This window comes from Pseudodesulfovibrio aespoeensis Aspo-2, from assembly GCF_000176915.2.
Lineage (GTDB): Bacteria > Desulfobacterota > Desulfovibrionia > Desulfovibrionales > Desulfovibrionaceae > Pseudodesulfovibrio > Pseudodesulfovibrio aespoeensis.
Genome location: NC_014844.1, coordinates 2,124,694 through 2,146,459, shown reverse-complemented (window position 1 = coordinate 2,146,459; position 21,766 = coordinate 2,124,694). Strand labels below are relative to the sequence as shown.

Genomic DNA, 21,766 nt, shown 5'->3' with positions numbered 1-21,766 from the left:
AATCCTCCGGACCGCCAATGCGGCCCGGAGGAGCGTCCTCTGGTACATGATGCCATCCTAAGCCTAAGCGGAGTGTTTAGCTAGGACAGCCCCTTAATTTTTATTGTTCCGCTTGTCTATGTATGCCTCGACTATTACAGCCAGAAATGGGACACCAAAAATGTAGGCCACCCATGCGATATTACCAAAAACTAAGCCAATAATATTATTGCCAATCAATGTGTTTAAAAAATCGTAATAGCAATATACAAATCCGCCAATGACGCCATAAATTATCACGATGTACAGTGACCTGTGCGGCTTGCCATTCTCTCGCATTCGCATAAAGTTAACTCTGACAAACAAGCAAATGGCGAAAATTCCACCAACAACCAAGATGCACAGCCAGAACAGTTCCTTGGTCTCTTGGCTGATCGAGAATGGGGCGCTTTTGTTGACAATGATTTCGTAGGCAAAATACAGGATTATGGCCGCGACTCCAAGCACGATGGCAAGCAGTAACAGACCTCCTGCGATAATGGCCAAGCAAAAGAATTTGTCTTTACCGAACAGCATGACAAACAAGATGCAAGCAAGCATGATGGCGATGATCGTCATCAAAATACAGACTCCATTAAAAAGGTGAACAAAGCATCCTTGATCGTCTCAAAATTTTTCATAACCAATACACATCCTTTCATCAATCGGATATCCGTCCAGACAGCCCCACCTTTTCAGGCTAGCTTTCATCAGGTAGGCAGCGGGAGTCTGACTCAGACTGAATCATTCTGAATCTTAGACAAAATCGCGCATCCACATCCCCCTGCTCGGCAGCCTTAATCAAACCCTCCACAAAGGAGTTTTTTTGAGCCGGAACGGGTGTGGTTGCGGCAATAAAGACCAGCAATAGTAAAGGAAAAAGAACCTTGGATTTGGTCATGGCGGGTGTAAAGTCCCCGTAAACTAGGTCCATTGCCAAGTAGAGACTTCTGGCCCAAAATGGGACAGGAGTTTTGTATGCGTAAATCGAAGTTCAGTGAGTACCAGATCGTCAAGATCCTGAAGGCAGTGGAAGGCGGACGGACTGTCGTCGATGTCTGCCGCGAGCACGGCGTGAGCAGCGCCACGTACTACAAGTGGAAGTCAAAGTATGGCGGCATGGAGGCATCCGATATCCAACGGATGAAGGATCTCGAAGCGGAGAACCGTAAGCTCAAGCAGATGTTCGCCGACCTCAGCCTGGAAAACATGGCGCTCAAGGATGTAATCGAAAAAAAACTCTGAGGCCAGTTCAACGCAAGGAAGTTGTCACGCACATGGTCAACGCGTTTGAGCTGAGCTCGCGCAAGGCCTGCGCGGCCATGGGCATCAGTAGGAGCTACTACGCCTACAAGCCGCACCCGCGGGACGATAGCGATGTCATCGCAGCCTTGACTGAACTGGCCGAGAAAAAGCCTACATGGGGCTTCAGTAAACTTTTCAACGTCCTTCGACAGCAGGGCAAGCCCTGGAACCACAAGAAGGTTTGGAGGGTTTACTGCCTCTTGAAAATGAACCTGAAGCGCAAGGCCAAGAAGCGGCTTCCGCAAGCCTCTCGGACGGCAGTGGCCCAGCCGCTTGCGCCAAACCATTGCTGGTCGATCGATTTCATGCGGGACACCCTTTACAGCGGTCGCGTCTTCAGGACTTTCAACGCTGTAGATGATTACAACCGTGAGGCCTTGGCCGTGGAAATCGATACCAATATGCCAGCAGGAAGAGTGGTAAGGGTGCTGGATCGGGTCGCCGAAGAGCGTGGCTGCTATCCCGAAAGGTTGCGAATGGACAATGGTCCGGAGTTCTCGGGGACTGTCATGGCGGCCTGGGCAGAATCGCATGGCGTGAATCTGGAGTTCATTCAGCCTGGCAAGCCCACCCAGAACTCATACATCGAGCGGTTCAACCGGACCTACAGAGAAGAAGTGCTTGATTTGTACGTGTTCAACAGCCTGAGCGAAGTTCGGGCCATTACGGAGGACTTTATCCGTGAGTACAACGAGGGACGTCCTCATGAATCCCTGGGGAATATGTCGCCGATAAATTTTGCTGCCCAGAGGGCAGGGGGTACCCCCTGCCCTCTGGGCAACCCCCCCGAAAACTGTCGGGAGTCTCTACCGTTAACTGGCCCTATGAAAGGGGACTTTACAGCGGGGAGTCCCTTTTTTGAGGAAACCCATAACCCGAAAAGGCTCTTTATTCAAGAGGGGTGTTCTTGTGTAGGTAACATCCTTGCCTTGCCCGGCTACCCGCTGACCAGGCTGGAACAGACCAATGGGGTCAATTCCACACGCCGCGTCGAGGAACCAATCTTATTAGCAATGAACTCACTGTTTCCCCTCCATCGACCTGTTCCCTTATGTGAGGTCACACCCAACCTCGGGGGAGGCCGGGGTTTTCACTTGGAGGAAGGTCACTACCCTCAAGCCAGCGCGCGTAAATATTGTCTATCGTGCGTCCCTGCCCATCCCCTGCAACCCTGGCAATGGCTCGACGTTTTCAAGGCCGGGCGTGTCCCGCTCGGCTTCCCACAGGTCGCGCTTGCGCTGGAGGTTGAGCCAAAGATCGGCGGTGGTATCGAAAGCCCTGGCAAGGCGAAGGGCAAGGCCGGATGTGACGCTGGCCCTTTCATGGAGAATCTGGGAAAGATGCTTGCGGCTGACACCCAAGTGTGCCGCCAGACCCGTGACGGTCAAAGACAGCGGCTCCATGTAGTCCTGGCGAATGATTGCCCCCGGATGGGTCGGCTTGCGGGTTGTGGTGCCCATGGTGCGGTCTCCTAGTGGTAGTCCTGATAGTTCACGATGTGGGCGTTGCCATTGTCCATGCGGAAGGTCACACGCCAGTTGCCGGATACCTTCACGGACCAATGCCCGGCCAGATTCCCTTTCAAAGGGTGAAGATCGTAGCCCGGCGCGTTCATGTCTCGGGCCTCGGCGGCGGCGTCCAGTCGGTCCAATATCCTGCCGAGCCTGTCCGCGTGCTTGGCCTGTATGCCCTTGGTGCTCCCGCTCCTGAAAAAGACTTCAAGCCCTTTGTGTGAAAAGCTCTTGATCACGTTGTAACCTCACAGGTAACATCAGTCAACTGCCGGGCATTGCTTTGGATGGGAATAATCGTGCCGCACCTTTAAAGCTGTCTAGGGAGTCGGCCCATGCTGCATCATCTATTTGCCTCCGGCAAGTGCTCCGCGCCGGTGTTTGCCACCCGCATCCTGTTCGCCTCAGCGCGGACCAGTTGTCCTTTGATCGGGCTAGGTGAAAGTCCGTCTCCTTTGCAAGTGGACAAGAAAACCCCCGTAGTGCGGGGGCCTTCTGGACAATCCCGGGCAGTGCCGGATCGAAATTTGGTACCTGGGGCGGGAATTGAACCCGCACAATCCGAAGATTACGAGATTTTAAGTCTCGGGTGTCTACCATTTCCACCACCCAGGCTTGGGGTTGCGGAGGCGGGGCGCGGATGGCGGGCGCGGGCCACGGGCCGTTGCGCCCCGCGGCTCGGCAAGGGTTTTTCCATTATCCCGCAACGCGGCGCGGCGTCAATGTCTTTTGCCGGGTGGGACGGTGGCGGACAATGGGGGCGGTGAAAAGCCGGGGTGACGGACAAAAAGGTGAGGGCATCCCCGGGGAGGTGGGAATGCCCTCGATGAACAATGAGCACAGGGGATGGAGGCCTCCTGAGGAGAATGGTGGTCCGGGGAGGTCACAGTGCTCATTGAACGATGGAAAAAGAAACGCGTTTCCTGTCCTCTATATGCAAGAATCAATTTGCGTACAAGAGAAATCATAGTCCAAGTCGCAGTCGAGGAATATCAACATTCCGCAAATGCATACCGATTTCGCCCTTCGAGGCGGGAATCGGGCCGTGCGGCCTGTTGTTGTCAACGGAACATATCGAGATAGTTTGCATAAAGCCGTGGGCTGACGCGAGAGTATTGATCGAAATCCGAGATGATCTCCAGGCCGGGGATCAGGGCGCGGACCACCGGGATGCCAAGATCCTTGCGCGTCAGGTCGGCATAGGCAGGGCAACAGCCGTTGGCGAGCAGGGTCGCTTCGAGGACCATCAGGTCGCCCTCGGCGCTGCCTGTGGAGAGGTCGGGCAGGTCTTCGAGCCTTCGCACCGGCAGGTTGTCCGGGGCCGGGCCGCTTTTGGGGCCGGGGTGGGGGTAGGCGGTTTCGGTCATGGCCGAGACCAGGGCCGCCCTGCCGTTCAGCGAACAGCCGGACCCCTTGTTCACGTCGCCCAGGTTGCCCAGGACCACGGACTTGTAGCAGGGCACGCCCAGCTCGGTGGTCACGTCCATGAACCAGACATGGACGCCGTCCGCCTCGTAGGCGGCCAGCAGCCGGGCTATCTCCGGGTCGCCGGACTCCAGGCGGAAACAGCGGGCCGGGTCGAAGAGCGTGGTGGCGTCGCTGTCGCGCTCGATGACCTCGGTCAGGGCGGCCACCTTGGCCTCGGCCAGGGTGTTGCCCGAGGCCAGCCCGGTGGACCCCAGGGCCGAGAACAGCGACTGCTCGTCGAGGTTGCAGAACAGGAACACGAGCTGGGCCGGGATGAGCAGGGGGACCGTGCCGCCCGCGCTGTCCGGCGTGTGCCCGGTGAACCAGTGCAGGGTCTGCCCGGCATAGGGCACCTCAAGGCGCATGGCGCGCAGATCAAGGGCCTCGGCTGCAAGCTCGTCCTGGGTGGCGCGGGTGAGCGGGTAGTCGTTGGCATAGCCCAGCACGCCCCTGGGGCCGAAGCTGGCATAGGACGAGAACCGCTCGGCCATCTCCATGGCGTAGGACGCCTCGGCCCGTTCCGGCGTGAGCCCCCGGCCATAGCAGGTCTGGATGCCTTCCAGGCCATTGTTCATCCGGCCATTGACGCAGCGCGTCTTGGGCATCCAGTGGCGCAGCCGGGCCACGGGCGACAGTGACGCCTTGTGTTCCATGGCCGGGCCGAGAAAGGCGTCCGCCTTTTCCAGGGCGGCCAGGGCGAATTGAATGGTCTCGGCCAGGGGGCGCCTGGGTTTTGGCTCTGGAAGTTTCCCCTCCAGGGATCGCCGCACCTCGGCGGCGGCCATGGGCGCGGGCCGCTCCAGATCCTGCGGCGAAAAGAGCGGGGGCAGGCCGGTCGCGTCCGGTGCGGGCAGGGGGGCCAGGCCGAAGATGTTGTCGCTGAAAACCTTGATCCACTCCCGGTGCAGGGGTTGGTCCGCGAGCAGGTTCGAGCGGATGTGGATGGCCGGGGTGTGCGGCAGCAGGCTTGCCGGGTCCAGGCCGTCGAACAGGGGCAGCAGGGAGCGCAGCCGCTGGTGGCAGAGGCACGCCTCGTACATGACCGCGGTCATGACCGGGTCGGACGCGCCCGTGTCGGCCATGACCTCGCTGATGAGTTTTTCGATCTTGCGGGGGCGGAATTCCTTGAACCCCTGGAGCACGAACTCGTGCATGAAGTCGTCATACGGATATGTGCGGAGATGGGCCGCCATCTCGTTGAAGCTCAGGTTGACATCGGGCAGGGCGGCGAACATGCCGACCCCGAAGTCCGTGTTCATCATTTGCAGCTTGTAGCGCATGGTGCTCCTCTGCGGATTTTCCCTCTTCAATTTCCGGCCGATTCGCCGTACACAGGAGATCATGGCCGGACAGGGGAATCCTGAGCGGTACGCTATGGTATCCGCGCGGCGAGTTCAAGACGCAAAATCCGGAGCAGCGATCTCTTGTGAACATGGAACACGGGCATAACGGCGGGGTGTGGCGGACTATCCTCAAGGTCGGAGCGGTGTTGGCCGTGCTCGGCGCGGTCTCGTGGGCCATGGAGCACTGGGGCGGCGGGGGCATGACCCTGCTCTCCGCCTTTGTGGCGGCCCAGGGCAGTCTTGCCGGTGCGGTCTTTGTGACCATCAACGCCGTGGCCGTCATGCTGCTGGTGCCGCAATCGCTCTTCACCGTGGCCGCCGGGGCCATGTTCGGCTGGAAGCTCGGCGGGCTCCTGGCGAGCATCGGCATGACCATCGGGGCTTTGGGCGCGTTCCTGGCCGCCCGCCACGGGCTGCGCCGGGTCATTGTCCGGCGCTACGGGGAGCATCCGGTCTTCAGGGCGATGCAGCGGCTGAGCGTCTCCCATCCGCTTCGAGTCCTGGCCCTGAGCCGTCTGATCCCGGTTATGCCGTTTCCCGCGACCAGCTATCTTCTGGGCATTGTTTCGGTCAGGCCGCTGCCCTTCGTGTTTCTGACATGGCTGTGCATGCTGCCCGAGACGCTGCTCCTGGCCTCGGGCGGCCATCTGCTCCATTCGGGCATCACGGGCCGGGCCTCGGTCGAGGCGGCGGTGGCCCTTCTCGCGGCGGGCGTGGTCCTGGCGGTGGTTGTCCACCGGATGAAGCGCAGGATTGTCGAGGCCGAAAAAGGGGATTAGCGGGCGGAAAGAGCGAGCTGCCTGACCTGGGGCAGCAGGTCGCGGGCAATGGCTTCCACCCCGGAGGCCGAGGGGTGCAGCCCGTCCGGCAGGGTCAGGGCCGGGTTGCCGGAGTAGCTGACAAGGATGTCCGGGAACAGGTCCAGCCCGTGTTCTGCGGCCAGGGATGTGAATATGGGGTAAAAGGCGCGTCTGTACTCTGCGTCGGGATTGAGCGCGGCGGTGATGCCCACCAGCAGGACCGGGATGGAGCGGTCAAGCAGGGTCTTGATGATCCGGCCCAGGGTCGCCCGCACCAGGGGGACCGGGTCGCCCTGAAAGCAGTCGTTGGCGCCGAAGGCCACCACAGCAGCGTCAGGCACGGCCTTGAGCACCGTGTCGATGCGCCTGAGGCCGTCGGAGGCGGTGTCGCCTGACACGCCGAAGTTCAGGCACCGGGTGCGCATCCCCTCTTCGTCGAGCAGCCGTTCAAGCACCGCCGGGAGGGCCTGGCCGGGGCGCAGGCCGTACCCTTCGGTCAGGCTGTCGCCAAAGCAGGCTATGCGAACCGGGGATGTCATGGGGTTCCCTGGTCTCAGTCGTTGATCCAGCGCTTGACCCTGGCCGTTTCAGCGGCCCAGTCCTTGCTCATGCGCAGCCCCAGGAACTGGGCGAAGACGATGTCGAACATCTCCAGGCACCGCTCAAGCAGAAAGAGTTTTTCGAGGAACTTGCCGTCCGTGTCCTCGCCCTCGTCGTCCTTGGTCGAGATCTTGGGGGTCTTGAGGCCGGAGAGGCCGAAATCCGCAGCATTGACCTGGACCAGCCACTGGTCCTGATCCATGGTGAAGAGCAGCTGGGCCTTGTTGACCTTCTTGCCGGTGCGCAAGCCGGTCTTGGCCTCGGTCAGCTCGCCGCGCGGGCTGGAGACGGTGGCTGTTTCCAGCCCCTCGCCCTCGCCGCCCTGGACCGAGACGCGCTGCTCCATCTGGAGGCTGAAGGTGCGCTTGTCCGCAAGGGAGAAGAGGACGGTTTCGCTGTCGGTCTTGAACCACAGCCAGGTCAGGAAATCCTGGCCCAGCAGGACGTTTTCGCGTTCGACGAGGGAGAGATCCATGGCGTCAGATCCTTATACGAAGATGGTCGGGTCGAGGTGTTCGAGCCTGGGCGCGGCGTCTTCGCCAAGCAGGTCCATGGCCATGAAGAACGGGGTCAGCGGCTCAAGGTGCAGATCGAAGGTGAGGGTGAAGTAGTCCTCGAACAGGGCGCGCACCTTGGCGTTGGTGGTGGACAGGTAGACGCGGTTGGCACCTGGGTTCCAGATGAGGTCGAAGACCGCCGGGATGGGGAAGGTGCGGGCGCGCAGCCGCAGGGTGGTCTGTTCCTTGATCTCGCGCTTGCGGTCGCGCGAGACGAAGTTCTTGCCCTGCTCCTTGTTGTGTTCAAGCTCCCTGTTCAGGGCGATGGTGGTGTGCTTCTTGAGCACCGCGGGCGAAATCCGGCGGGTGTCGAGGCGCAGGCCAAAGGCGAAATACTCGGCTTTTTCCGGTGGCGACTTGGTCCAGTTCATGTCCAGCATGTCGTCGATGTTGGTCCAGCCGAACGAGCGCTCCTCCGCTGTGGCGTCGATGTCCACGAAGCAGAACTGGCGCAGTTTCTCCGGCACCTGGCGCAGCAGGTCCGCAGGAACGTCCTCGATGATCCGGTAGCGCGTCAGCCCGAGGCTGGCGGAGAGAATGCTCAACTTCCTGTCCTCCGAAATACCCGTAATGACCGTTTTCTGGCAGCCCATGAGGTATGACCAATCGGTGTCGATGTCCAGCAAATCCTCGCCGCGCGGCAGTGGCGCGGGCAGGCGGAGCGCCTGTGGTGGCCGCTGTCCTTGTTTTCTTGAGCAGGGGCGGTTACACTGGAGAGAACCAGGAGAGATCATGCAAAAACAAGTGCTTGAAGAATTGATAGAGTTTCTTGAGAAAAAGGCGGACGAGGTCCGGCGGCTGGAGCGGGAGGCCGACGCGGTCCTGGCGGGCCAAGGACAGCGGGCCTTTCAGATCAAGGCCGAGGCCAAGGCCGAATTGCTGGCCTCTCTGAACGAGGACGCCTGGAAAATCACCAAAAGACTGGAAGGGGACGAGGGCAAGGCCATTGCCCAGCGGCTTGAGCAGTTCTCCATGAGCGCGAGCACGGCCCTGCGCATCGGCAGCGTTTTCTTCATGACCGCGCTGCTGTATCCGGAGGACCACGCGCCGGGGGAGCCCAACGATCTGGATGTGTTCATCGGGGAGTTGAGGCGCAAAGTCTAGCCGGGATCACTCCGGAATCTTGAAGTCGCGGTTCTTCTGGGCGGCCTTTCTGGCGGCCTGCTCTTTTTGGCCGCGCAGCACGATGGCGTGGACCGCATCATCCTGGGCGCGGTCGAGGTCCACGAACACGCAGCCCACCGAGCCGCGCTCGTGGCGCATGACCTTGCACTGCACGTCCTTGGCCGCCACCTTGCCATCGACGATGATGGTCATGACCAGCTCCACCCCGCCTTTGACGCGCGGTTTTTCAAAGGCAAAGCCGAGGCCCGTGGCGCTGATGTCGGTGACGGGATATTTCTTGTTGAGCCGCGAGACATGGACGAACAGGTTGTCCACCCGGATGCGCAGGGCCTCCCGCTTCTTGGACTGGGCGTCCTCGCCCTTGAGGGAGATGCTGAAGCCAAGCGCTTTCTCGTCGATGGGCGCGGCGGAGACCTGGGTGGATTTCTTGCGCTTTTTCTCCTTGGCCTTGGCAAGGCTCACGCCAAATTCGTCGCCGCTGCCTTTTTTGCCGCCCTTGGCCGCTGGCGCGGATTTTGGAGCCTGGGTCTTTTTGGCGGATTTTTTCTTTGCCCTGGATTTCGCCTTGCCGGAGCGCGCGAAGAGGTTTGTGAAGAAGTCAAGAAAACCCATGATTCACCGTTGTGTTGTCGTGGAGCGGGACTGCGGACCGAGCCTATGCAAAACAGGCGACTTTGGCAAGGGGGCAGCCAGGCCAGGGCGGTTCGTCGATGCGCATTTTCCCGGCTGAGGGGTTGACATTTCGTGGCCGAGAAGACAAAGAACATATATCTTTTCAAGCCATAGACGGGTTGACCGAGGAGGAATGACATGATTGGCGAACTGCTTTCCGGGATGGCACACAGCACTGGCGCCGGCTTTGTCGGCGTGTCCCTGATTTTCATTTATCTCGCATGGATCCTGACCATTGGCGTTATCCGCGTCAAGGAAGCCATGGCCGAGGATCACCACTAGACACGAAGAATCGGCGCGACCCTGTGTCGCCCGGCCATTTTTCCGCGAAGAGCCGCATTCCCTAGGGAATGCGGCTCTTTTCGTCTGTGGGCGTGCGCGGGGCTGTGGGCGTCAGGCTTCGCAGGGGCGGGCGTCGCTTTCCAGCACGATGTTGAGCAGGTACTGGCCGTAGCTGTTTTTGCTCATGGCGCAGGCCAGTTCCTGGAGCCGGGCCGCATCGATGAAGCCCATGCGAAAGGCGATTTCCTCCGGACTGGAGATGACATAGCCCTGCCGCTCCTGTACCGCGCGCACAAAGCTGGCCGCACCGTGCAGGGATTCGTGGGTGCCCATGTCGAGCCATGCGTAGCCCCGGCCCAGGGTCTGGACCTCCAGGTCACCGTGCGCGAGGTAGGCCTTGTTGATGTCCGTGATCTCCAGCTCGCCGCGCGCAGAGGGCGTGAGGGATTTGGCGATCCTGACCACATCGTTGTCATAGAAATAGAGGCCGGTGACCGCGTATTTCGACTTGGGCCGGGCGGGCTTCTCCTCGATGGACAGGGCGCGGTAGGCGGCGTCGAACTCCACCACGCCGTAGCGTTCCGGGTCCTTGACCAGATAGGCGAAGACGATGCCTCCGCGGGTCAGGGAGCCAGCCTGCTTGAGGATGGAGCCCAGGCCGTGGCCGTAGAAGATGTTGTCGCCCAGCACGAGACAGACGGTGTCGTCGCCGATGAACTCCTCGCCGATGAGGAACGCCTGGGCCAGGCCGTCCGGGCTCGGCTGCTCCCGGTATTCGAGGTTGATGCCGAGCCGTGAGCCGTCGCCCAGCAGCTCCTGGAACCGGGGCAGGTCGTGGGGCGTGGAGATGATCAGGATATCCCTGATGCCCGCCAGCATGAGGGTGGATAGGGGATAGTAGATCATTGGCTTGTCGTAGACGGGCAGGAGCTGCTTGCTGACCACACGGGTCAGGGGGTGCAGCCGGGTGCCGGAGCCGCCCGCCAGAATGATTCCTTTCATAAGGGGCCTCGCTGGTCCTGTGATTTACTTCGCATGCGAGTTGGGGTACATCCCATCTGCGCGGACGCATTGCACTATAGGTCCGGGACAGTCCAAAAAGCAACCCGCAACTGGCGCGCGCGACATGACAAAAAAACATGAATAATCCATACTTCCAATTTTCCGGCGGCGTGATCGGAGCCCTGCTCTTCCTGGCCGGGTTGTTTTTCATCCTCGTCTTCCTGCCTGTGAGTATTGTGGCCGAGGCGTTCTCGCGCCTGGGGCTGACCACTTTTCAGGGGGTGCTCATGTTCATGGCCATTGTCGTGGGCAGGACCGTGAACATCCCGGTTCATACCAGTCAGAGGCTGGTGATGGTCCGCCGCCCGATCTCCGTGCGCTGCGTCATGGATACGCGCGGACAGGGAGCGTGTGTCGAGGACGAACCGGCCAACGAGCTGAAGAAGCAGGTCTTTGCCGTCAACCTGGGCGGCTGCGTCCTGCCGCTGCTCCTGAGCCTGACCTTCCTGCTCGGCATGGCCGATGCCGTGGGAGCGGTTGGTTTTGGCTGGATCGGGTTTGCCCTGGTCGCGGTGGCGGCTGGTTGCTACGCCGTGTCCAGGCCCGATGTGCTCACCGGGATGCGCGTGCCGCTGTTCATGCCCGCCCTGATGACCTTCGTGTCCGTCTATTTTTTCGTGCCTGAGCCGATCCGCCCGCTGGCCGCCTACGTGGCCGGGACCATGGGCACCATCCTCGGCGGCAACGTGGCCCTGCTTCTGACGCCGCGCCTGCGCAACCGCATCGCCACGCCCCTGGTCTCCATCGGCGGGGCCGGAACCTTTGGCGGGGTGCTGGTGGCCGGGGTGCTCGCCGTGCTGCTGGCCTGATCTCAGGAGGAGTTGCCATGTCCGATCGTATGATCACTGTGAGTTTTGCGGCTCCACTCGCTTCGGGCGAGTGCGTGCATCTGTGCCAGGAAGGCGAGGGCGCTCTGGCGGGATGGGCCACGGTCATGGAACTGTTGCCCGGCCTGCGGGCTGGCGACCGGCTTGACAGCGGGGGCGCGGCCCTGTGCCTGCTCACCGTGGGCTGGCTGCCCGGCGGAGAGGGGCGCGCCTCGCGTCCCCTGTACCTGCTGCGGGCCGAAACCGAAGTGCCTGCGGGTACTGGACCCTTCACGGTGACCAGACCGGGCTATGCCCTGGCCTGGATCACCCTGAGCGACAAGGGCGCGGCTGGCAAGCGCACGGACGAGTCCGGCCCCCTGGTGGGCGCCTTGGTGGCCGGGAAGCTCGACCTCGGTCTTGTCCAGGGGTTCGTCATCCCGGACGAGGCCGGACTGCTCAAGGGGCTCATGGTCGATCTCGCCCTGGTCCAGGGGTTCGACCTGATCCTGACCACCGGCGGCACTGGCGTCGGCCCGCGCGACATCACGCCGGAGGCCACCCTGGCCGTCATCGAGAAGCGGCTGCCCGGATTCGAGCGGGCCATGACCTCGGCCAGCCTTGCCAAGACGCCGCACGGGGCTATCTCCCGGGCTGTGGCCGGGACGCTGGGGCAGGCGGTGATCGTCAACCTGCCCGGCAGCCCCAGGGCCGTGGCCGAATGCCTGGAGCCGATCCTGCCAACCTTGCGCCACGCCCTGGAAAAACTCCAGGGCGATCCCTCGGATTGCGCTGTTTTACGCAAGTAAATCGCTCATTTTCTGGTTGCAGGCCGGGGGGAGAATTGGTATATTCCCCAAGATCAATTGTTGCTAGTTCAACTAAAACTTGAAATGAAAGCAGGATAGACATTATGCGCTTCACCCGGTCTCTGGTCATGATTCTGGCCCTTGCCGCCCTCTTGGCCATTGGCAGCCTGGCGATAGCCGCGGATGCGGACCCCGAGCCGGGGACGGACGCGGCTGCCGAGGCACAGGACATCACCGGTTCCTTTGATCTTGAGCGCAGTGTCAAGCGCGCCCTGTCCCTCAACCCGAACATGACGGCCATCCGGGCCCAACTCCAGGGTTCGAGATTCGGCACCCGCTCATCCTTCGGCAAGTTCCTGCCTTCGGTCAGCGGCAGCTACGGCTACACCAATTATGGCCGCAGGCTGTCCACTTCCGACAAGCATGACGACTGGGTCTCCAACGTCAACATCAATCAGCCGGTGTTCAAGGGTTTCAACCTACTCGCCACCTGGCAGAAGTCCAAGCTGACAGAGGAGTCCAACGAGGCTTCGCTGACCGATGTCGAGTTGTCCCTGATCTCCAGCGTCCAGTCCAACTTCCTGTCGCTGCTCAAGGCGCGCATGGATGTCAAGAGCGGTGAGGACTCGGTGGCCCGCCTCGAATCCCAGCTCAAGGTCATCACCGCCTTCTACGATGTCGGCCTCAAGCCCAAGTCCGAAGTGCTCGACGCCGAGGTTGACCTGGCCACCGCCAGACAGGATCTCCTGATCGCCCGCAACAATGTCTCCACCCAGCAGGCGCAGCTCAACACGCTGCTCAACATTCCCATTGAAACCAACGTCGATTACGTCGGCGAGCTGGTCAATATTCCCTTCAGCCTGACCCTGCCGGAGTGCCTGACCCGCGCCTACAAGGGCAGGCCCGACCTCGTCATCGGCCAGAAGAGCGTCGAGATCGCCAAGAAGGACTCCACCATCGCGGCCAGCAGCTTCTACCCCCAGGTGGAGGCGGACTGGAACTACTACAACAAGGGCGTGGACGCCGGTCTCAGCCGGGGCGGGGTCTATCCATACACCTCCAAGGAATACTGGACTGTCGGCGTGGGCGCTTCCATGTCCATCTTCGAGTGGGGCGCGGACTACTACGACTACAAGCAGTTCGAGGAGATCGTGAAGCAGGTCGAGGCCCAGCTTGAGGACACGCGCCTCAATGCCGGGTTCGAGGTCAAGCAGTCGCTGCTGAACATCTACGAGGCCGCCGACCGCATCAACGTGGCCGACAAGTCCGTGGAGGCCGCGGAAGAGGCCTACCGCATGGCCGTGGCCCGCTATCAGGCCCAGGTGGGCACCAACACCGACGTGCTCAACGCCCAGGCCCGCCTGACCACCAGCGAGGCCCAGCTCTCCCAGGCTCTGGCCGACTATGGCACCGCCATTTCCTCGCTCTATGTCTCCATGGGCGAGAAAAACCTCGGCCTGACCACCGGGGAATAGCCGGGGTGTTCGCCCGTCGCAAGAGGACGTGGCAGGCCAAGGGCATGGTGTGCGATAAGTGCAGGCTGGACCTGACCGCCCATCGTGAATGCCGCGAAGTCATGCTGCGCTGCCCGAACTGTGGCACGATCTACCCCCTCAAGGAGTTTGTCCCGGAGATGGATGACGACTTTGAAGAGGAGATGGGCTTTGTACCCATGGACCGTATTTGACCGCGACCTGAAAGGACACATGCAACGCGCGGCCAGCGTCATCTCGTTGGCCGCCGTTTTCATTTTCCTCCTTGTCGCGACCTGCCGGACACCGGCCCTGGCCGGTGACCCTGCCTGGGCACCGCTGGTCCGGCGGCTGGCAGACGACGGCCTGGACAAGAGCCGCGTCAACGCCCTGTTTGCCGATGACAGCCTGAAATTCTCGCCCGAGATCATGGCCAGGAAGATGAACGCGCTGCTCAAGACCAAACTCGCGGCGCGCAAGCCCGGCCCGCCTGCCGAGCCCCAGGTCATGGAGCGCTACCTCAATCCCATCCTCATTGCCGGGGCCTACGCCTTCTACCTGGAGCACAACAAGGTGCTCGCGGCCATCGAGAAGCGCTACGGCGTGCCGGGAACCGTGCTTACCGCGCTCTTGCTGGTGGAGACCAAGCTCGGCACGCAGGTGGGCAAGCACAACGCCATGACCATCCTGGCGAGCATGGCCCTGGCCCGTGACTTTGAGCTGATCAGGCCCCTTGTCGCGCGCACCGACCTTTCGCCGGAGATGGCCGGGTGGCTTGTCAGCAGGACCGAGCAGAAGGGCAACTGGGCCTACGAGGAACTGAAGGCCCTGATCGAGTACGCCGACAAGAACGGCCTCGACCCGCTGACCATGCCAAGCTCCATGTACGGAGCCATCGGGCTGTGCCAGTTCATCCCCTCAAGCGCGGTCAGCTACGGCAGGGACGGCAACGGCGATGGCCGCGTTGATCTCTTCGACATGACCGACGCCCTGCACAGCATGGCCTATTTCGTCATGCGCCACGGCTGGAAAACCGGGCTCGACCGCGAGGCCGAACTCAAGGTCATTTACCGCTACAATCATTCGCAGAGTTACGCCCTGACCATCATGGCCGTGGCCGACAGGATAGGAAAGGCTGGGGAATTTTTCGGGAACTAGCCGCCGTCGATCAGGCTGGTGTAGAGGTTGAGGCTGCGCTTGAGGAATTCCTCCAGCGTCAGTTGCGACAGGGTCCGCCTCTGTGCCTCAAGTACCTGTCTGCGCAGGGCAGGGTCGTTGATCAGCCCGGCCAGGGCGTCTGCCAGCCCGGTGGAGTCGCCCGGCTTCACAAGCATGGCCGGGGCGGTCAGGTCCGGCATGACGCCGACGCTGGTTGAGACCATGGGCCGCTCGGCGGCCATGATCTCAAGGGCGGACCGGGCGATGGCCTCGGACCAGAGCGAGGCGACCACGCCGATGTCCAGGGCCGAGATGCAGGCGGGCACGTCATCGCGTCTGCCGCTGATGCGGGTGATGTCGCCCAGGCCGTGTTCGTCGATGGACGCCTGTATCTGGGAGCTGGTCATGGCCGTGTCGAACCCGATGAGGAAGAGGCGCACGGTGTCCATGCCCCGGTCGCGGAGCCGGGCCACGGCCTCGATGGTTTCCTTGTGCCCCTTGACCCGGTCGAACCGTCCGACCAGCCCGACCACGACATCGCCGGGGCCGAAGCCGAATTCCGCCCGGACCCTGTCGCGCCCCTTGGCGTCAAAGGCGAAGCGGGCGGTATCGACCCCGCCGTGGATGAGCCACAGTCCGTGGGCCGGGGTGCGCATCTTGCGGAGAAAATAGTCGGCCATGCGCCGGTTGGTGACCACCACGGCGTCGGCCACCTCGGCGTGGAGCATGCGGTTGAAGGCGTCGCTGCGCGGCGGGCGCTGGTCGCCTCTGGTGCGCACGAGCCTGTAGTCGAAGCGCAGGAGCTTGAGCAGCCCCCAAAGAAAGAACCCCTCGCCCCGGTGGCAGTTGACGATGTCCGGGCGGTGCGCTTTGAGCAGTTGTATGATATGCCTTGCGGCGATGGCGAGGCGGACCGGATTGTTGGTGTTGAGGTCCACTGCCACGGTGTTCAGGCCGAATCCGCGCGCGGCCTCCTCGGACGGGGTGCCGGCCTGGGTCAGGACGGTCACCTCGTGCCCGGCATCGGCCAGCAGGCGGCTCAGGGTGATGGCGTACCACGCGGTGGCGTTGTACCAGCGTACGTTGATGACTTGGAAGATTTTCATTGATTCCACCGGTCAGGGGTTGTCGTGTACAAAGCATGACAGGTCGCGACCGTGAATGCAAGGGCTGACCTTCATGGACGATACGTTCGTTTCAATCATTCTCCCCACCTACAACAGGGCCGGGTTCCTCCCTACCGCGCTGGACTCGGTCTTTGCCCAGACCTGGCCGCTCTGGGAGCTGGTGGTCATCGACGACGGCTCCACCGACGGAACAGAGGCCGTGCTCGACCAATATGACGACCCGCGCATGGTCCGTTTGCGCCAGGAGAACCGGGGCGTCTCCGCAGCCCGCAACACGGGCATCCGCGCCAGCTCGGGTGCCATGATCGCCCTCCTCGACTCCGACGATCAGTGGCTCCCCGACAAGCTGGAGAGGCAGCTGGCCTACATGCGGCGGCACGGCTATGACATATGCCAGACGGACGAGATCTGGATCAGGAATGGCAGGCGCGTCAACCAGAAGAACAAGTACGCCAAGCCCGAGGGGTGGTTCTTCGAGGAGTCGCTCAAGATGTGCCTGATCAGCCCCTCGTGCGCCATGTTCACCCGGCGCGCCTGGGCGGACATCGGCCCCTTTGACGAGGCCATGCCGTCCTGCGAGGATTATGACATGTGGCTGCGGGCCTGCCTGCGTTATCCGGTCGGGCTGGTGGCCGAGCCCCTGACCGTCAAGCACGGCGGCAGGCCGGACCAGCTCTCCAACTGCGTGCCTTGTGCGGACGAGCACCGGATTCGCGCACTGCTCAAGATCCTGCAGGGTGGCGGACTTGACGCCCGGCAACGCGCCGCGGCTTTGGACGAATTGGAGCGCAAGGTTGCCATTTATACGCAAGGGTGCGAAAAGAGGGGAAGAACAGAAGACGCCCAGCGCGTTTGGAATCTGTTTTGCATGGCCCGCGAGGGGAAGGAAGTTCCCCTGAATTCATGACGAAAACGTCGGCCCGCGCCGCTGACACACACGCCCGGTCCCGTTGCCGCGCCTTTGCGGCCACGCCCCGCCGGGATGGAGGTTGAGAGTGCCTTCCATCGCCAAGCTCATAGACAGTCTGCCGGAGATCAGCCAATCACGTCTGGTCGCATCCGGCGTTGGCGTCTGGGTGGCCTGGAGAGGCAACCTCAACAACGCGGTGGAGAACACCTTCCGCGAGTACGGTGCTCTCGTGGTGGCTCGCGAGATCGACCAGGCCCTCTGGTTCTGCAACACCAACGAGATTTTTCGCGCTCTGGCCCGTTTGCAGATATGGGCCAAGGTCAATCCGGTGCCGGTCTTCTGCCAGGTGGTGCCCCTGACCCTGCTGGTGGGGTATGACATGGCCCATTCGGTCTCCCTGTCCGTGGAGCTGGACAGGCAGGAATGCCGTTTTCCCGAAGATTTTGAGGTGTTTATTCATCCCAAGCTCAAGGAGCGGGTGAACACCATTCCAGGGCTGACCTCGCCGGTCGTCGGCACCGTGGATGGCCTTGCCCCGGTGGACTGGCTCGGCCTGCACGCAGACCATGGTCTCGACTACGAGACGGTGCGCAAGTGGTACTTCGTCATCAAGCCCCTGGGCAAGATGTCCGACAAGGACAGCATCCTCGGTTGGCGGGATTTCTCCATCGAGATCGTGGACCTGCTCAAGAAGAACGGGCTGCGCTACATCTCCGATGTCAAGGACGGCTTCATTTTCTTTCCCCTGGACAACTTCCGGTTGCTGCGCTCCTTTTGCAGCGAAATCCTGACGCTTATCAAGACCCTCAAGGAAGATCCGGCCAAGCAGTACTGGCCGGTGGTCATGGTCGCCGTGGCCCAGGGCAACCTCCAGTTCACAGGCGATCTGCCCAAGAAGATAGGGCTGGACTGGAATCGCATGGCCCCGGATTTCCCCCATGTCCGGTTCATGGACGGGTTTCTCCTCTCGGAATGGTTCCGCATGAACGAGGCCCGGTATGGCACCGAGGCGGTCTCCCTCGACTCCTGGTGCACCATCGGCCTGCGCGAGGGTGGCGAACAGTTCGGCCACGGCACCATGCAGGTGACCCTGCCTGCCGCCTTCACCACCCCCGAGGGCAACGAGTGCTTTTACTGCGGCCAGAAGAGCCACAGGCCGGAGCAGTGCCCGGCCAAGCAGCTGACCACACCCCAGCCCCAGGTCTGGCATCTGCTCGCCAAGACGGACATGAAGGAGTTCACCAAAGGGTTTACAGCCATAGACGCCGCTGTGCAGGGCAAGGACTTCACCTCGGCAATGCACGATGTGGTCCACACCAAGAACAGTCTTGAGAGCGTCCTGGCCCGGTCCGTGTACGAGATCAACTGCCCCGGCCAGATCCGGACCCTCAAGCTCGTCTGGCGCAGCCGGGGCAAGGAGTGGGGCGAGGGACTCAAGCAGCTGGCACCACAGGAGGGGGAATACGTCTGGGATGCGCTGCAAAGCCTGCTGGACAATGATCGGGAGGCAGCCGAGGAGCTGATCAAGCAGGCCCAGCTCAAATACCCGCGCAGCTACCAGCCGCATTCCCTGCTCGGCTTCTGGAACATGGAAGGCCGCGATTCCGATCAGGCATTCTTCCACTGGCAGGAGGCGGAGCGGATGAGCTACACCCCGCTTCAGCAGGGGTATTTCGCCTATCTCCAGGCCCGCCTGATGGAGGTGCAGGGCAACCTCAAGGACGCCATCAACGGGTACAGGCACGCCAACAGCTTTTCGCCCACATGGATCGATCCGGTCTACCGGCAGGCCGTGTGCATGGTCAAAATGGGCTTCATTGGCCAGGCCATGGACATGTTCTACGATCTCATAGGCCGCGACCCCCATGTGTTCAACCGCATCCTGATCGACCCGGAACTCGACCGGGGGCGCGTGCAGCTCATGAGCTCGCTGTGGGAGTGGTGGGCCGAGGCCGAGAAGGAGGCCGTGGAGGTCCGCGAGCGCGTGATCAAGCTGACCGAGGACATTGGCAAGCGGTTCGACGAGAGCCACCCCTATTTTGAGACGGCCAGCGAGGAGCTGGAGCGGCTCAAGAAGCTTGGCGCGACCAACAACTTCGTGGCCTTCAGGCTCCTGATCCGGGGGGCCGAGAAGTTCGGGTCCAGCCTCGACGACGAGGTCAAGCGCGAGATCAAGCGCATCAACGCCAACCTGGAGTATCAGGCCGACCGGGTCAGAAACATCCAGAAGGAGGCGGCCTGGTTTCCTTTCCCCCGGCTTCTGCTTGAATTCAACAAGGATTTCAACTTCTGCGTCGACAAGATCAACTGGGTCAAGACCCAGCATTTGAAAGACGCCGACAACTTCAGGAAATCCATCCGCTATCTCGACGAGATAGAGGAGCGCATAGACGCCCTGCAGGGGCGGCTGGTGACCCTGCGGATCATCCGGGACGGCACCCTCTTCGTGCTCATGCTGGGGCGCAATTTCATCTGGTTCGAGCTGATCGGCCTTGGTCTGGCCCTGGTCTCCATCCCCGGCCTCATCTATTTCACCCGCGATGTGCAGGGCAACTGGATCCTCGATGTCATCCGGGGCCAGCAGTGGGAGTTCACCAAGGGGCTGGTCATCATCCTGGGCATCCTCTGCCTCGCCATGGCGGCCATCAAAAGCGCCTTCACCTTCGAGAAGCGAAAACGGGAACTGTTCGAGCAGCTTGACGAAGAGATGCGCGACACGGCCCCGCGTCGTTACTGATTCTTCTTCCCCTCTTCTTCCATTTGTCGCGGTTTGCGGATAACAATGCAGGGCAGGTATTGTCACAGCACACGGAGGGGGGACATGCACAAGCTGGTACTGGTGCGGCACGGGCAGAGTGAGTGGAACCTCGAAAACCGTTTCACCGGCTGGACCGACGTGGACCTGACGGCCCAGGGCGTCCGCGAGGCGGTGGACGGCGCGGCCCTCCTGCGCGACGGCGGATTTGCCTTTGACATCGCCCATACTTCTTATCTCAAGCGGGCCATCCGCACCCTGTGGCTGATCCAGGAGGAGATGGACCTCATGTGGCTGCCGGTCTTCAAGACATGGCGGCTCAACGAACGCCACTACGGCGCGCTCCAGGGGCTGAACAAGGCAGAGACCGCGGCCCGCTACGGCGACGAGCAGGTCTTTGCCTGGCGACGCAGTTTTGACACGCCCCCGCCGCCGCTCGAACCGGACGATGCCCGCTATCCGGGCCACGATCCCCGCTATGCCGCCCTTTCGCCGGGGGAGGTGCCGCGCTGCGAGAGCCTTAAGGCCACCATCGACAGGACCATGCCCTACTGGTTCGAGACCGTGGCCCCGCAAATCCATGCGGGCCAGCGCGTGCTCATCGTGGCCCACGGCAACTCCCTGCGAGGACTGGTCAAATACCTCGACGACATGGACGAGGAGGCCATCACCCAGCTGAACATCCCCACCGGCCTGCCCCTGGTCTACGAGCTGGACGACAGCCTGAAAGCCCTGAACCGGTATTACCTGGGCGACCAGGAGGCTGCGGCCAGGGCTGCCGAGGCGGTTGCCAATCAGGCCAAGGGCGGGTAGTGCTGGCCCGTCATGGACGGGAACCTTTTCACCTCACATCTGCTCGACTGGTACGACGCCAACGGTCGCGACCTGCCCTGGCGGCGCGAGCCCAACCCCTACCGCGTCTGGATATCCGAGATCATGGCCCAGCAGACGCAGCTTGACCGCGTGGTGGGATATTTTGACCGGTGGATGGCCCGTTATCCCGACCTGCAATCCCTGGCCCTGGCCCGCGAGGAGGATGTCCTCAAGCTCTGGGAGGGGCTGGGCTATTATTCCCGTGCCCGCAACATCCTCAAGAGTGCGTCTGTCTTGGCGCATGCGCACGGCTGTGTGTTTCCGTCCGATCCCATTGCCATCCGCGCCCTGCCCGGCGTGGGCGCGTATACTGCCGGGGCCGTGGCCAGCATCGCCTTTGGCCTGTGCGAACCGGCGGTGGACGCCAATGTCCTGCGCGTCTTTGCCCGGCTGCTCGACCTGGACGCGCCAGTGGCCGAAACCGGTGTCCGGCAGACCGTGGAACGGACTGTGCGCGCCCTTATCCCCGAAGACAGGCCCGGCGATTTCAACCAGGCCCTCATGGAGCTGGGCGCGCTGGTCTGCGCCAAGCGCCCCCGGTGCGGGGAGTGCCCGGTGCGGGCGCACTGTCTGGCCCATGCCCGCGGCGTGGCGGACTCACGGCCCGTCCTTCCGCCCTCCCGCAAAGCCATCCGCATCGAGATGGCCACCGGCGTCCTGGTGCGCCACGGGCGGGTGCTCATCCAGAAGCGGCGGCCCGGCGATGTCTGGCCCGGTCTGTGGGAGTTCCCCGGCGGCTGTGTCGAGCCGGGGGAGACGCCGAGGCAGGCCCTGGCCCGCGAGTTTCGCGAGGAGGTCGAGCTTGTGGTAGAGCCGGTGGAGAAGATCACGGTGGTCGCCTATTCCTACACCCGCTACCGGGTGACCATGCACTGTTATCGGTGCCGCCTGACGGGCGATGCCGAGCCGGTCCCGGTGTTCAACGAGGCCGCGGAAGGGGGCTTTGTCCTGCCCGCGCAACTGGCGGAGTACGCCTTTCCGGCCGGGCACAGGCGGCTCATCGAGTTCATGGAGCGCGATGCCCGCGCTGCCGGATGGTTTGATGCCGGTCGGCACGACTGATTCCGTTTCTTCCGTCAAAACAGATTGTTGCCGCGAAAGGCACGCCCTTTGC

Annotated in this window: 23 protein-coding genes, 1 tRNA gene and 1 pseudogene; 13 read left to right on the top strand and 12 right to left on the bottom strand. The window is 62.1% G+C overall.

The window, feature by feature from the left end; translation table 11 throughout:
* Positions 1-93: 93 nt before the first annotated feature.
* Positions 94-597 carry a hypothetical protein gene (locus DAES_RS09800; protein ID WP_013514864.1) on the bottom strand — a complete coding sequence of 168 codons (504 nt, stop codon included), beginning with the start codon at positions 595-597 and terminating at the stop codon, positions 94-96.
* 121 nt (positions 598-718) lie between these two features.
* Entirely contained in the window at positions 719-919 is a 201-nt protein-coding gene (locus DAES_RS17630) for a hypothetical protein (protein WP_157864842.1), read from the bottom strand.
* A gap of 77 nt (positions 920-996) precedes the next feature.
* On the opposite strand from DAES_RS17630, the pseudogene DAES_RS09790 reads away from it, so the two are divergent.
* Positions 997-2,072: pseudogene (locus DAES_RS09790) on the top strand (IS3 family transposase); the annotation flags it as partial.
* 390 nt (positions 2,073-2,462) lie between these two features.
* On the opposite strand, the gene DAES_RS17340 reads toward DAES_RS09790, so the two are convergent.
* The 4 genes from DAES_RS17340 to DAES_RS09770 all read right to left on the bottom strand — a co-directional run bounded on the left by DAES_RS17340 (position 2,463) and on the right by DAES_RS09770 (position 5,581).
* Positions 2,463-2,726 carry a HigA family addiction module antitoxin gene (locus DAES_RS17340; protein ID WP_236608495.1) on the bottom strand — a complete coding sequence of 88 codons (264 nt, stop codon included), beginning with the start codon at positions 2,724-2,726 and terminating at the stop codon, positions 2,463-2,465.
* A 68-nt stretch (positions 2,727-2,794) separates the two neighbouring features.
* On the bottom strand, positions 2,795-3,073 hold the full coding sequence (locus tag DAES_RS09780; RefSeq protein WP_013514862.1) for a type II toxin-antitoxin system RelE/ParE family toxin: 279 nt from the start codon (positions 3,071-3,073) through the stop codon (positions 2,795-2,797).
* Between the two features lie 289 nt (positions 3,074-3,362).
* Positions 3,363-3,449: transfer RNA gene (locus tag DAES_RS09775), tRNA-Leu, on the bottom strand.
* 446 nt (positions 3,450-3,895) lie between these two features.
* The gene (locus DAES_RS09770; protein WP_013514861.1) at positions 3,896-5,581 is read right to left on the bottom strand and encodes a YcaO-like family protein; all 1,686 of its coding nucleotides are present in this window, start codon (positions 5,579-5,581) and stop codon (positions 3,896-3,898) included.
* Positions 5,582-5,733: 152 nt separating this feature from the next.
* Between DAES_RS09770 and DAES_RS18035 the strand changes: the two genes are divergently transcribed.
* Positions 5,734-6,423 (top strand): TVP38/TMEM64 family protein, encoded by a 690-nt coding sequence (locus tag DAES_RS18035; RefSeq protein WP_013514860.1) that lies wholly within the window; start codon positions 5,734-5,736, stop codon positions 6,421-6,423.
* On the opposite strand, the gene DAES_RS09760 is transcribed toward DAES_RS18035, so the two are convergent.
* From DAES_RS09760 to DAES_RS09750, 3 genes are read right to left on the bottom strand one after another with little or no spacing between them, the layout of a single operon-like run.
* On the bottom strand, positions 6,420-6,983 hold the full coding sequence (locus tag DAES_RS09760) for an arylesterase (RefSeq protein WP_013514859.1): 564 nt from the start codon (positions 6,981-6,983) through the stop codon (positions 6,420-6,422). The genes DAES_RS18035 and DAES_RS09760 overlap by 4 nt on opposite strands.
* A 14-nt stretch (positions 6,984-6,997) precedes the next feature.
* Complete coding sequence (locus DAES_RS09755; protein WP_013514858.1) at positions 6,998-7,519, bottom strand: hypothetical protein; 522 nt, start codon at positions 7,517-7,519, stop codon at positions 6,998-7,000.
* Between the two features lie 12 nt (positions 7,520-7,531).
* Complete coding sequence (locus DAES_RS09750) at positions 7,532-8,146, bottom strand: recombination-associated protein RdgC (RefSeq protein WP_041271728.1); 615 nt, start codon at positions 8,144-8,146, stop codon at positions 7,532-7,534.
* Positions 8,147-8,333: 187 nt separating this feature from the next.
* Between DAES_RS09750 and DAES_RS09745 the strand changes: the two genes are divergently transcribed.
* Positions 8,334-8,705, top strand: a complete 372-nt coding sequence (locus DAES_RS09745) for a hypothetical protein (protein ID WP_013514856.1) — start codon at positions 8,334-8,336, stop codon at positions 8,703-8,705.
* 6 nt (positions 8,706-8,711) lie between these two features.
* Here the strand turns inward: DAES_RS09745 and DAES_RS09740 are convergent, their stop codons facing one another.
* A complete protein-coding gene (locus DAES_RS09740; protein ID WP_013514855.1) occupies positions 8,712-9,338 on the bottom strand; it encodes a PilZ domain-containing protein in 627 nt (208 codons plus the stop codon).
* A 198-nt stretch (positions 9,339-9,536) separates the two neighbouring features.
* Here DAES_RS09740 and DAES_RS17795 point away from each other — a divergent pair, with 198 nt between their 5' ends.
* On the top strand, positions 9,537-9,680 hold the full coding sequence (locus tag DAES_RS17795) for a hypothetical protein (RefSeq protein ID WP_013514854.1): 144 nt from the start codon (positions 9,537-9,539) through the stop codon (positions 9,678-9,680).
* Between the two features lie 111 nt (positions 9,681-9,791).
* Here DAES_RS17795 and rfbA read toward each other — a convergent pair whose 3' ends face one another.
* Positions 9,792-10,682: a glucose-1-phosphate thymidylyltransferase RfbA gene (rfbA, locus tag DAES_RS09735; RefSeq protein WP_013514853.1), complete on the bottom strand. Its 891-nt coding sequence runs from the start codon at positions 10,680-10,682 to the stop codon at positions 9,792-9,794.
* 137 nt (positions 10,683-10,819) lie between these two features.
* On the opposite strand from rfbA, the gene DAES_RS09730 reads away from it, so the two are divergent.
* The 5 genes from DAES_RS09730 (at position 10,820) to DAES_RS09710 (ending at position 14,987) form a co-directional block, all read left to right on the top strand.
* Positions 10,820-11,551, top strand: a complete 732-nt coding sequence (locus DAES_RS09730; RefSeq protein ID WP_013514852.1) for a DUF1614 domain-containing protein — start codon at positions 10,820-10,822, stop codon at positions 11,549-11,551.
* Positions 11,552-11,568: 17 nt separating this feature from the next.
* Positions 11,569-12,357: a MogA/MoaB family molybdenum cofactor biosynthesis protein gene (locus DAES_RS09725; RefSeq protein ID WP_013514851.1), complete on the top strand. Its 789-nt coding sequence runs from the start codon at positions 11,569-11,571 to the stop codon at positions 12,355-12,357.
* A gap of 104 nt (positions 12,358-12,461) precedes the next feature.
* On the top strand, positions 12,462-13,832 hold the full coding sequence (locus DAES_RS09720) for a TolC family protein (RefSeq protein WP_013514850.1): 1,371 nt from the start codon (positions 12,462-12,464) through the stop codon (positions 13,830-13,832).
* 5 nt (positions 13,833-13,837) lie between these two features.
* Entirely contained in the window at positions 13,838-14,044 is a 207-nt protein-coding gene (locus DAES_RS09715) for a dual CXXC motif small (seleno)protein (RefSeq protein WP_013514849.1), read from the top strand.
* Positions 14,045-14,063: 19 nt separating this feature from the next.
* Positions 14,064-14,987 carry a lytic murein transglycosylase gene (locus DAES_RS09710; RefSeq protein ID WP_236608395.1) on the top strand — a complete coding sequence of 308 codons (924 nt, stop codon included), beginning with the start codon at positions 14,064-14,066 and terminating at the stop codon, positions 14,985-14,987.
* Here the strand turns inward: DAES_RS09710 and DAES_RS09705 are convergent.
* Complete coding sequence (locus tag DAES_RS09705; RefSeq protein ID WP_013514847.1) at positions 14,984-16,093, bottom strand: glycosyltransferase family 4 protein; 1,110 nt, start codon at positions 16,091-16,093, stop codon at positions 14,984-14,986. The two genes, DAES_RS09710 and DAES_RS09705, sit on opposite strands and share 4 nt — an antisense overlap.
* 73 nt (positions 16,094-16,166) lie before the next feature.
* Here DAES_RS09705 and DAES_RS09700 point away from each other — a divergent pair, with 73 nt between their 5' ends.
* The 4 genes from DAES_RS09700 (at position 16,167) to mutY (ending at position 21,714) form a co-directional block, all read left to right on the top strand.
* Positions 16,167-17,021, top strand: coding sequence for a glycosyltransferase family 2 protein (locus DAES_RS09700; protein WP_157864840.1), 855 nt, complete (start codon positions 16,167-16,169; stop codon positions 17,019-17,021).
* 88 nt (positions 17,022-17,109) lie between these two features.
* Positions 17,110-19,761, top strand: coding sequence for a tetratricopeptide repeat protein (locus DAES_RS09695; protein ID WP_013514845.1), 2,652 nt, complete (start codon positions 17,110-17,112; stop codon positions 19,759-19,761).
* Between the two features lie 84 nt (positions 19,762-19,845).
* Complete coding sequence (gpmA, locus tag DAES_RS09690) at positions 19,846-20,592, top strand: 2,3-diphosphoglycerate-dependent phosphoglycerate mutase (RefSeq protein WP_013514844.1); 747 nt, start codon at positions 19,846-19,848, stop codon at positions 20,590-20,592.
* A 12-nt stretch (positions 20,593-20,604) separates the two neighbouring features.
* A complete protein-coding gene (gene mutY, locus DAES_RS09685; protein ID WP_013514843.1) occupies positions 20,605-21,714 on the top strand; it encodes an A/G-specific adenine glycosylase in 1,110 nt (369 codons plus the stop codon).
* Positions 21,715-21,766 lie beyond the last annotated feature (52 nt).

What these genes read in the sequence shown, in the direction of transcription:
- mutY (WP_013514843.1), top strand. Translation starts at nt 20,605, where the DNA reads ATGGACGGGAACCTTTTCACCTCACATCTGCTCGACTGGTACGACGCC.
- DAES_RS09800 (WP_013514864.1), bottom strand. Translation starts at nt 597, where the DNA reads ATGACGATCATCGCCATCATGCTTGCTTGCATCTTGTTTGTCATGCTG.
- DAES_RS09725 (WP_013514851.1), top strand. Translation starts at nt 11,569, where the DNA reads ATGTCCGATCGTATGATCACTGTGAGTTTTGCGGCTCCACTCGCTTCG.
- DAES_RS09755 (WP_013514858.1), bottom strand. Translation starts at nt 7,519, where the DNA reads ATGGATCTCTCCCTCGTCGAACGCGAAAACGTCCTGCTGGGCCAGGAT.
- DAES_RS09770 (WP_013514861.1), bottom strand. Translation starts at nt 5,581, where the DNA reads ATGCGCTACAAGCTGCAAATGATGAACACGGACTTCGGGGTCGGCATG.
- DAES_RS09760 (WP_013514859.1), bottom strand. Translation starts at nt 6,983, where the DNA reads ATGACATCCCCGGTTCGCATAGCCTGCTTTGGCGACAGCCTGACCGAA.
- DAES_RS17340 (WP_236608495.1), bottom strand. Translation starts at nt 2,726, where the DNA reads ATGGAGCCGCTGTCTTTGACCGTCACGGGTCTGGCGGCACACTTGGGT.
- rfbA (WP_013514853.1), bottom strand. Translation starts at nt 10,682, where the DNA reads ATGAAAGGAATCATTCTGGCGGGCGGCTCCGGCACCCGGCTGCACCCC.
- DAES_RS17630 (WP_157864842.1), bottom strand. Translation starts at nt 919, where the DNA reads ATGACCAAATCCAAGGTTCTTTTTCCTTTACTATTGCTGGTCTTTATT.
- DAES_RS09745 (WP_013514856.1), top strand. Translation starts at nt 8,334, where the DNA reads ATGCAAAAACAAGTGCTTGAAGAATTGATAGAGTTTCTTGAGAAAAAG.
- DAES_RS09720 (WP_013514850.1), top strand. Translation starts at nt 12,462, where the DNA reads ATGCGCTTCACCCGGTCTCTGGTCATGATTCTGGCCCTTGCCGCCCTC.
- DAES_RS17795 (WP_013514854.1), top strand. Translation starts at nt 9,537, where the DNA reads ATGATTGGCGAACTGCTTTCCGGGATGGCACACAGCACTGGCGCCGGC.
- DAES_RS09700 (WP_157864840.1), top strand. Translation starts at nt 16,167, where the DNA reads ATGGACGATACGTTCGTTTCAATCATTCTCCCCACCTACAACAGGGCC.
- gpmA (WP_013514844.1), top strand. Translation starts at nt 19,846, where the DNA reads ATGCACAAGCTGGTACTGGTGCGGCACGGGCAGAGTGAGTGGAACCTC.
- DAES_RS09705 (WP_013514847.1), bottom strand. Translation starts at nt 16,093, where the DNA reads ATGAAAATCTTCCAAGTCATCAACGTACGCTGGTACAACGCCACCGCG.
- DAES_RS09740 (WP_013514855.1), bottom strand. Translation starts at nt 9,338, where the DNA reads ATGGGTTTTCTTGACTTCTTCACAAACCTCTTCGCGCGCTCCGGCAAG.
- DAES_RS09730 (WP_013514852.1), top strand. Translation starts at nt 10,820, where the DNA reads ATGAATAATCCATACTTCCAATTTTCCGGCGGCGTGATCGGAGCCCTG.
- DAES_RS18035 (WP_013514860.1), top strand. Translation starts at nt 5,734, where the DNA reads ATGGAACACGGGCATAACGGCGGGGTGTGGCGGACTATCCTCAAGGTC.
- DAES_RS09710 (WP_236608395.1), top strand. Translation starts at nt 14,064, where the DNA reads ATGCAACGCGCGGCCAGCGTCATCTCGTTGGCCGCCGTTTTCATTTTC.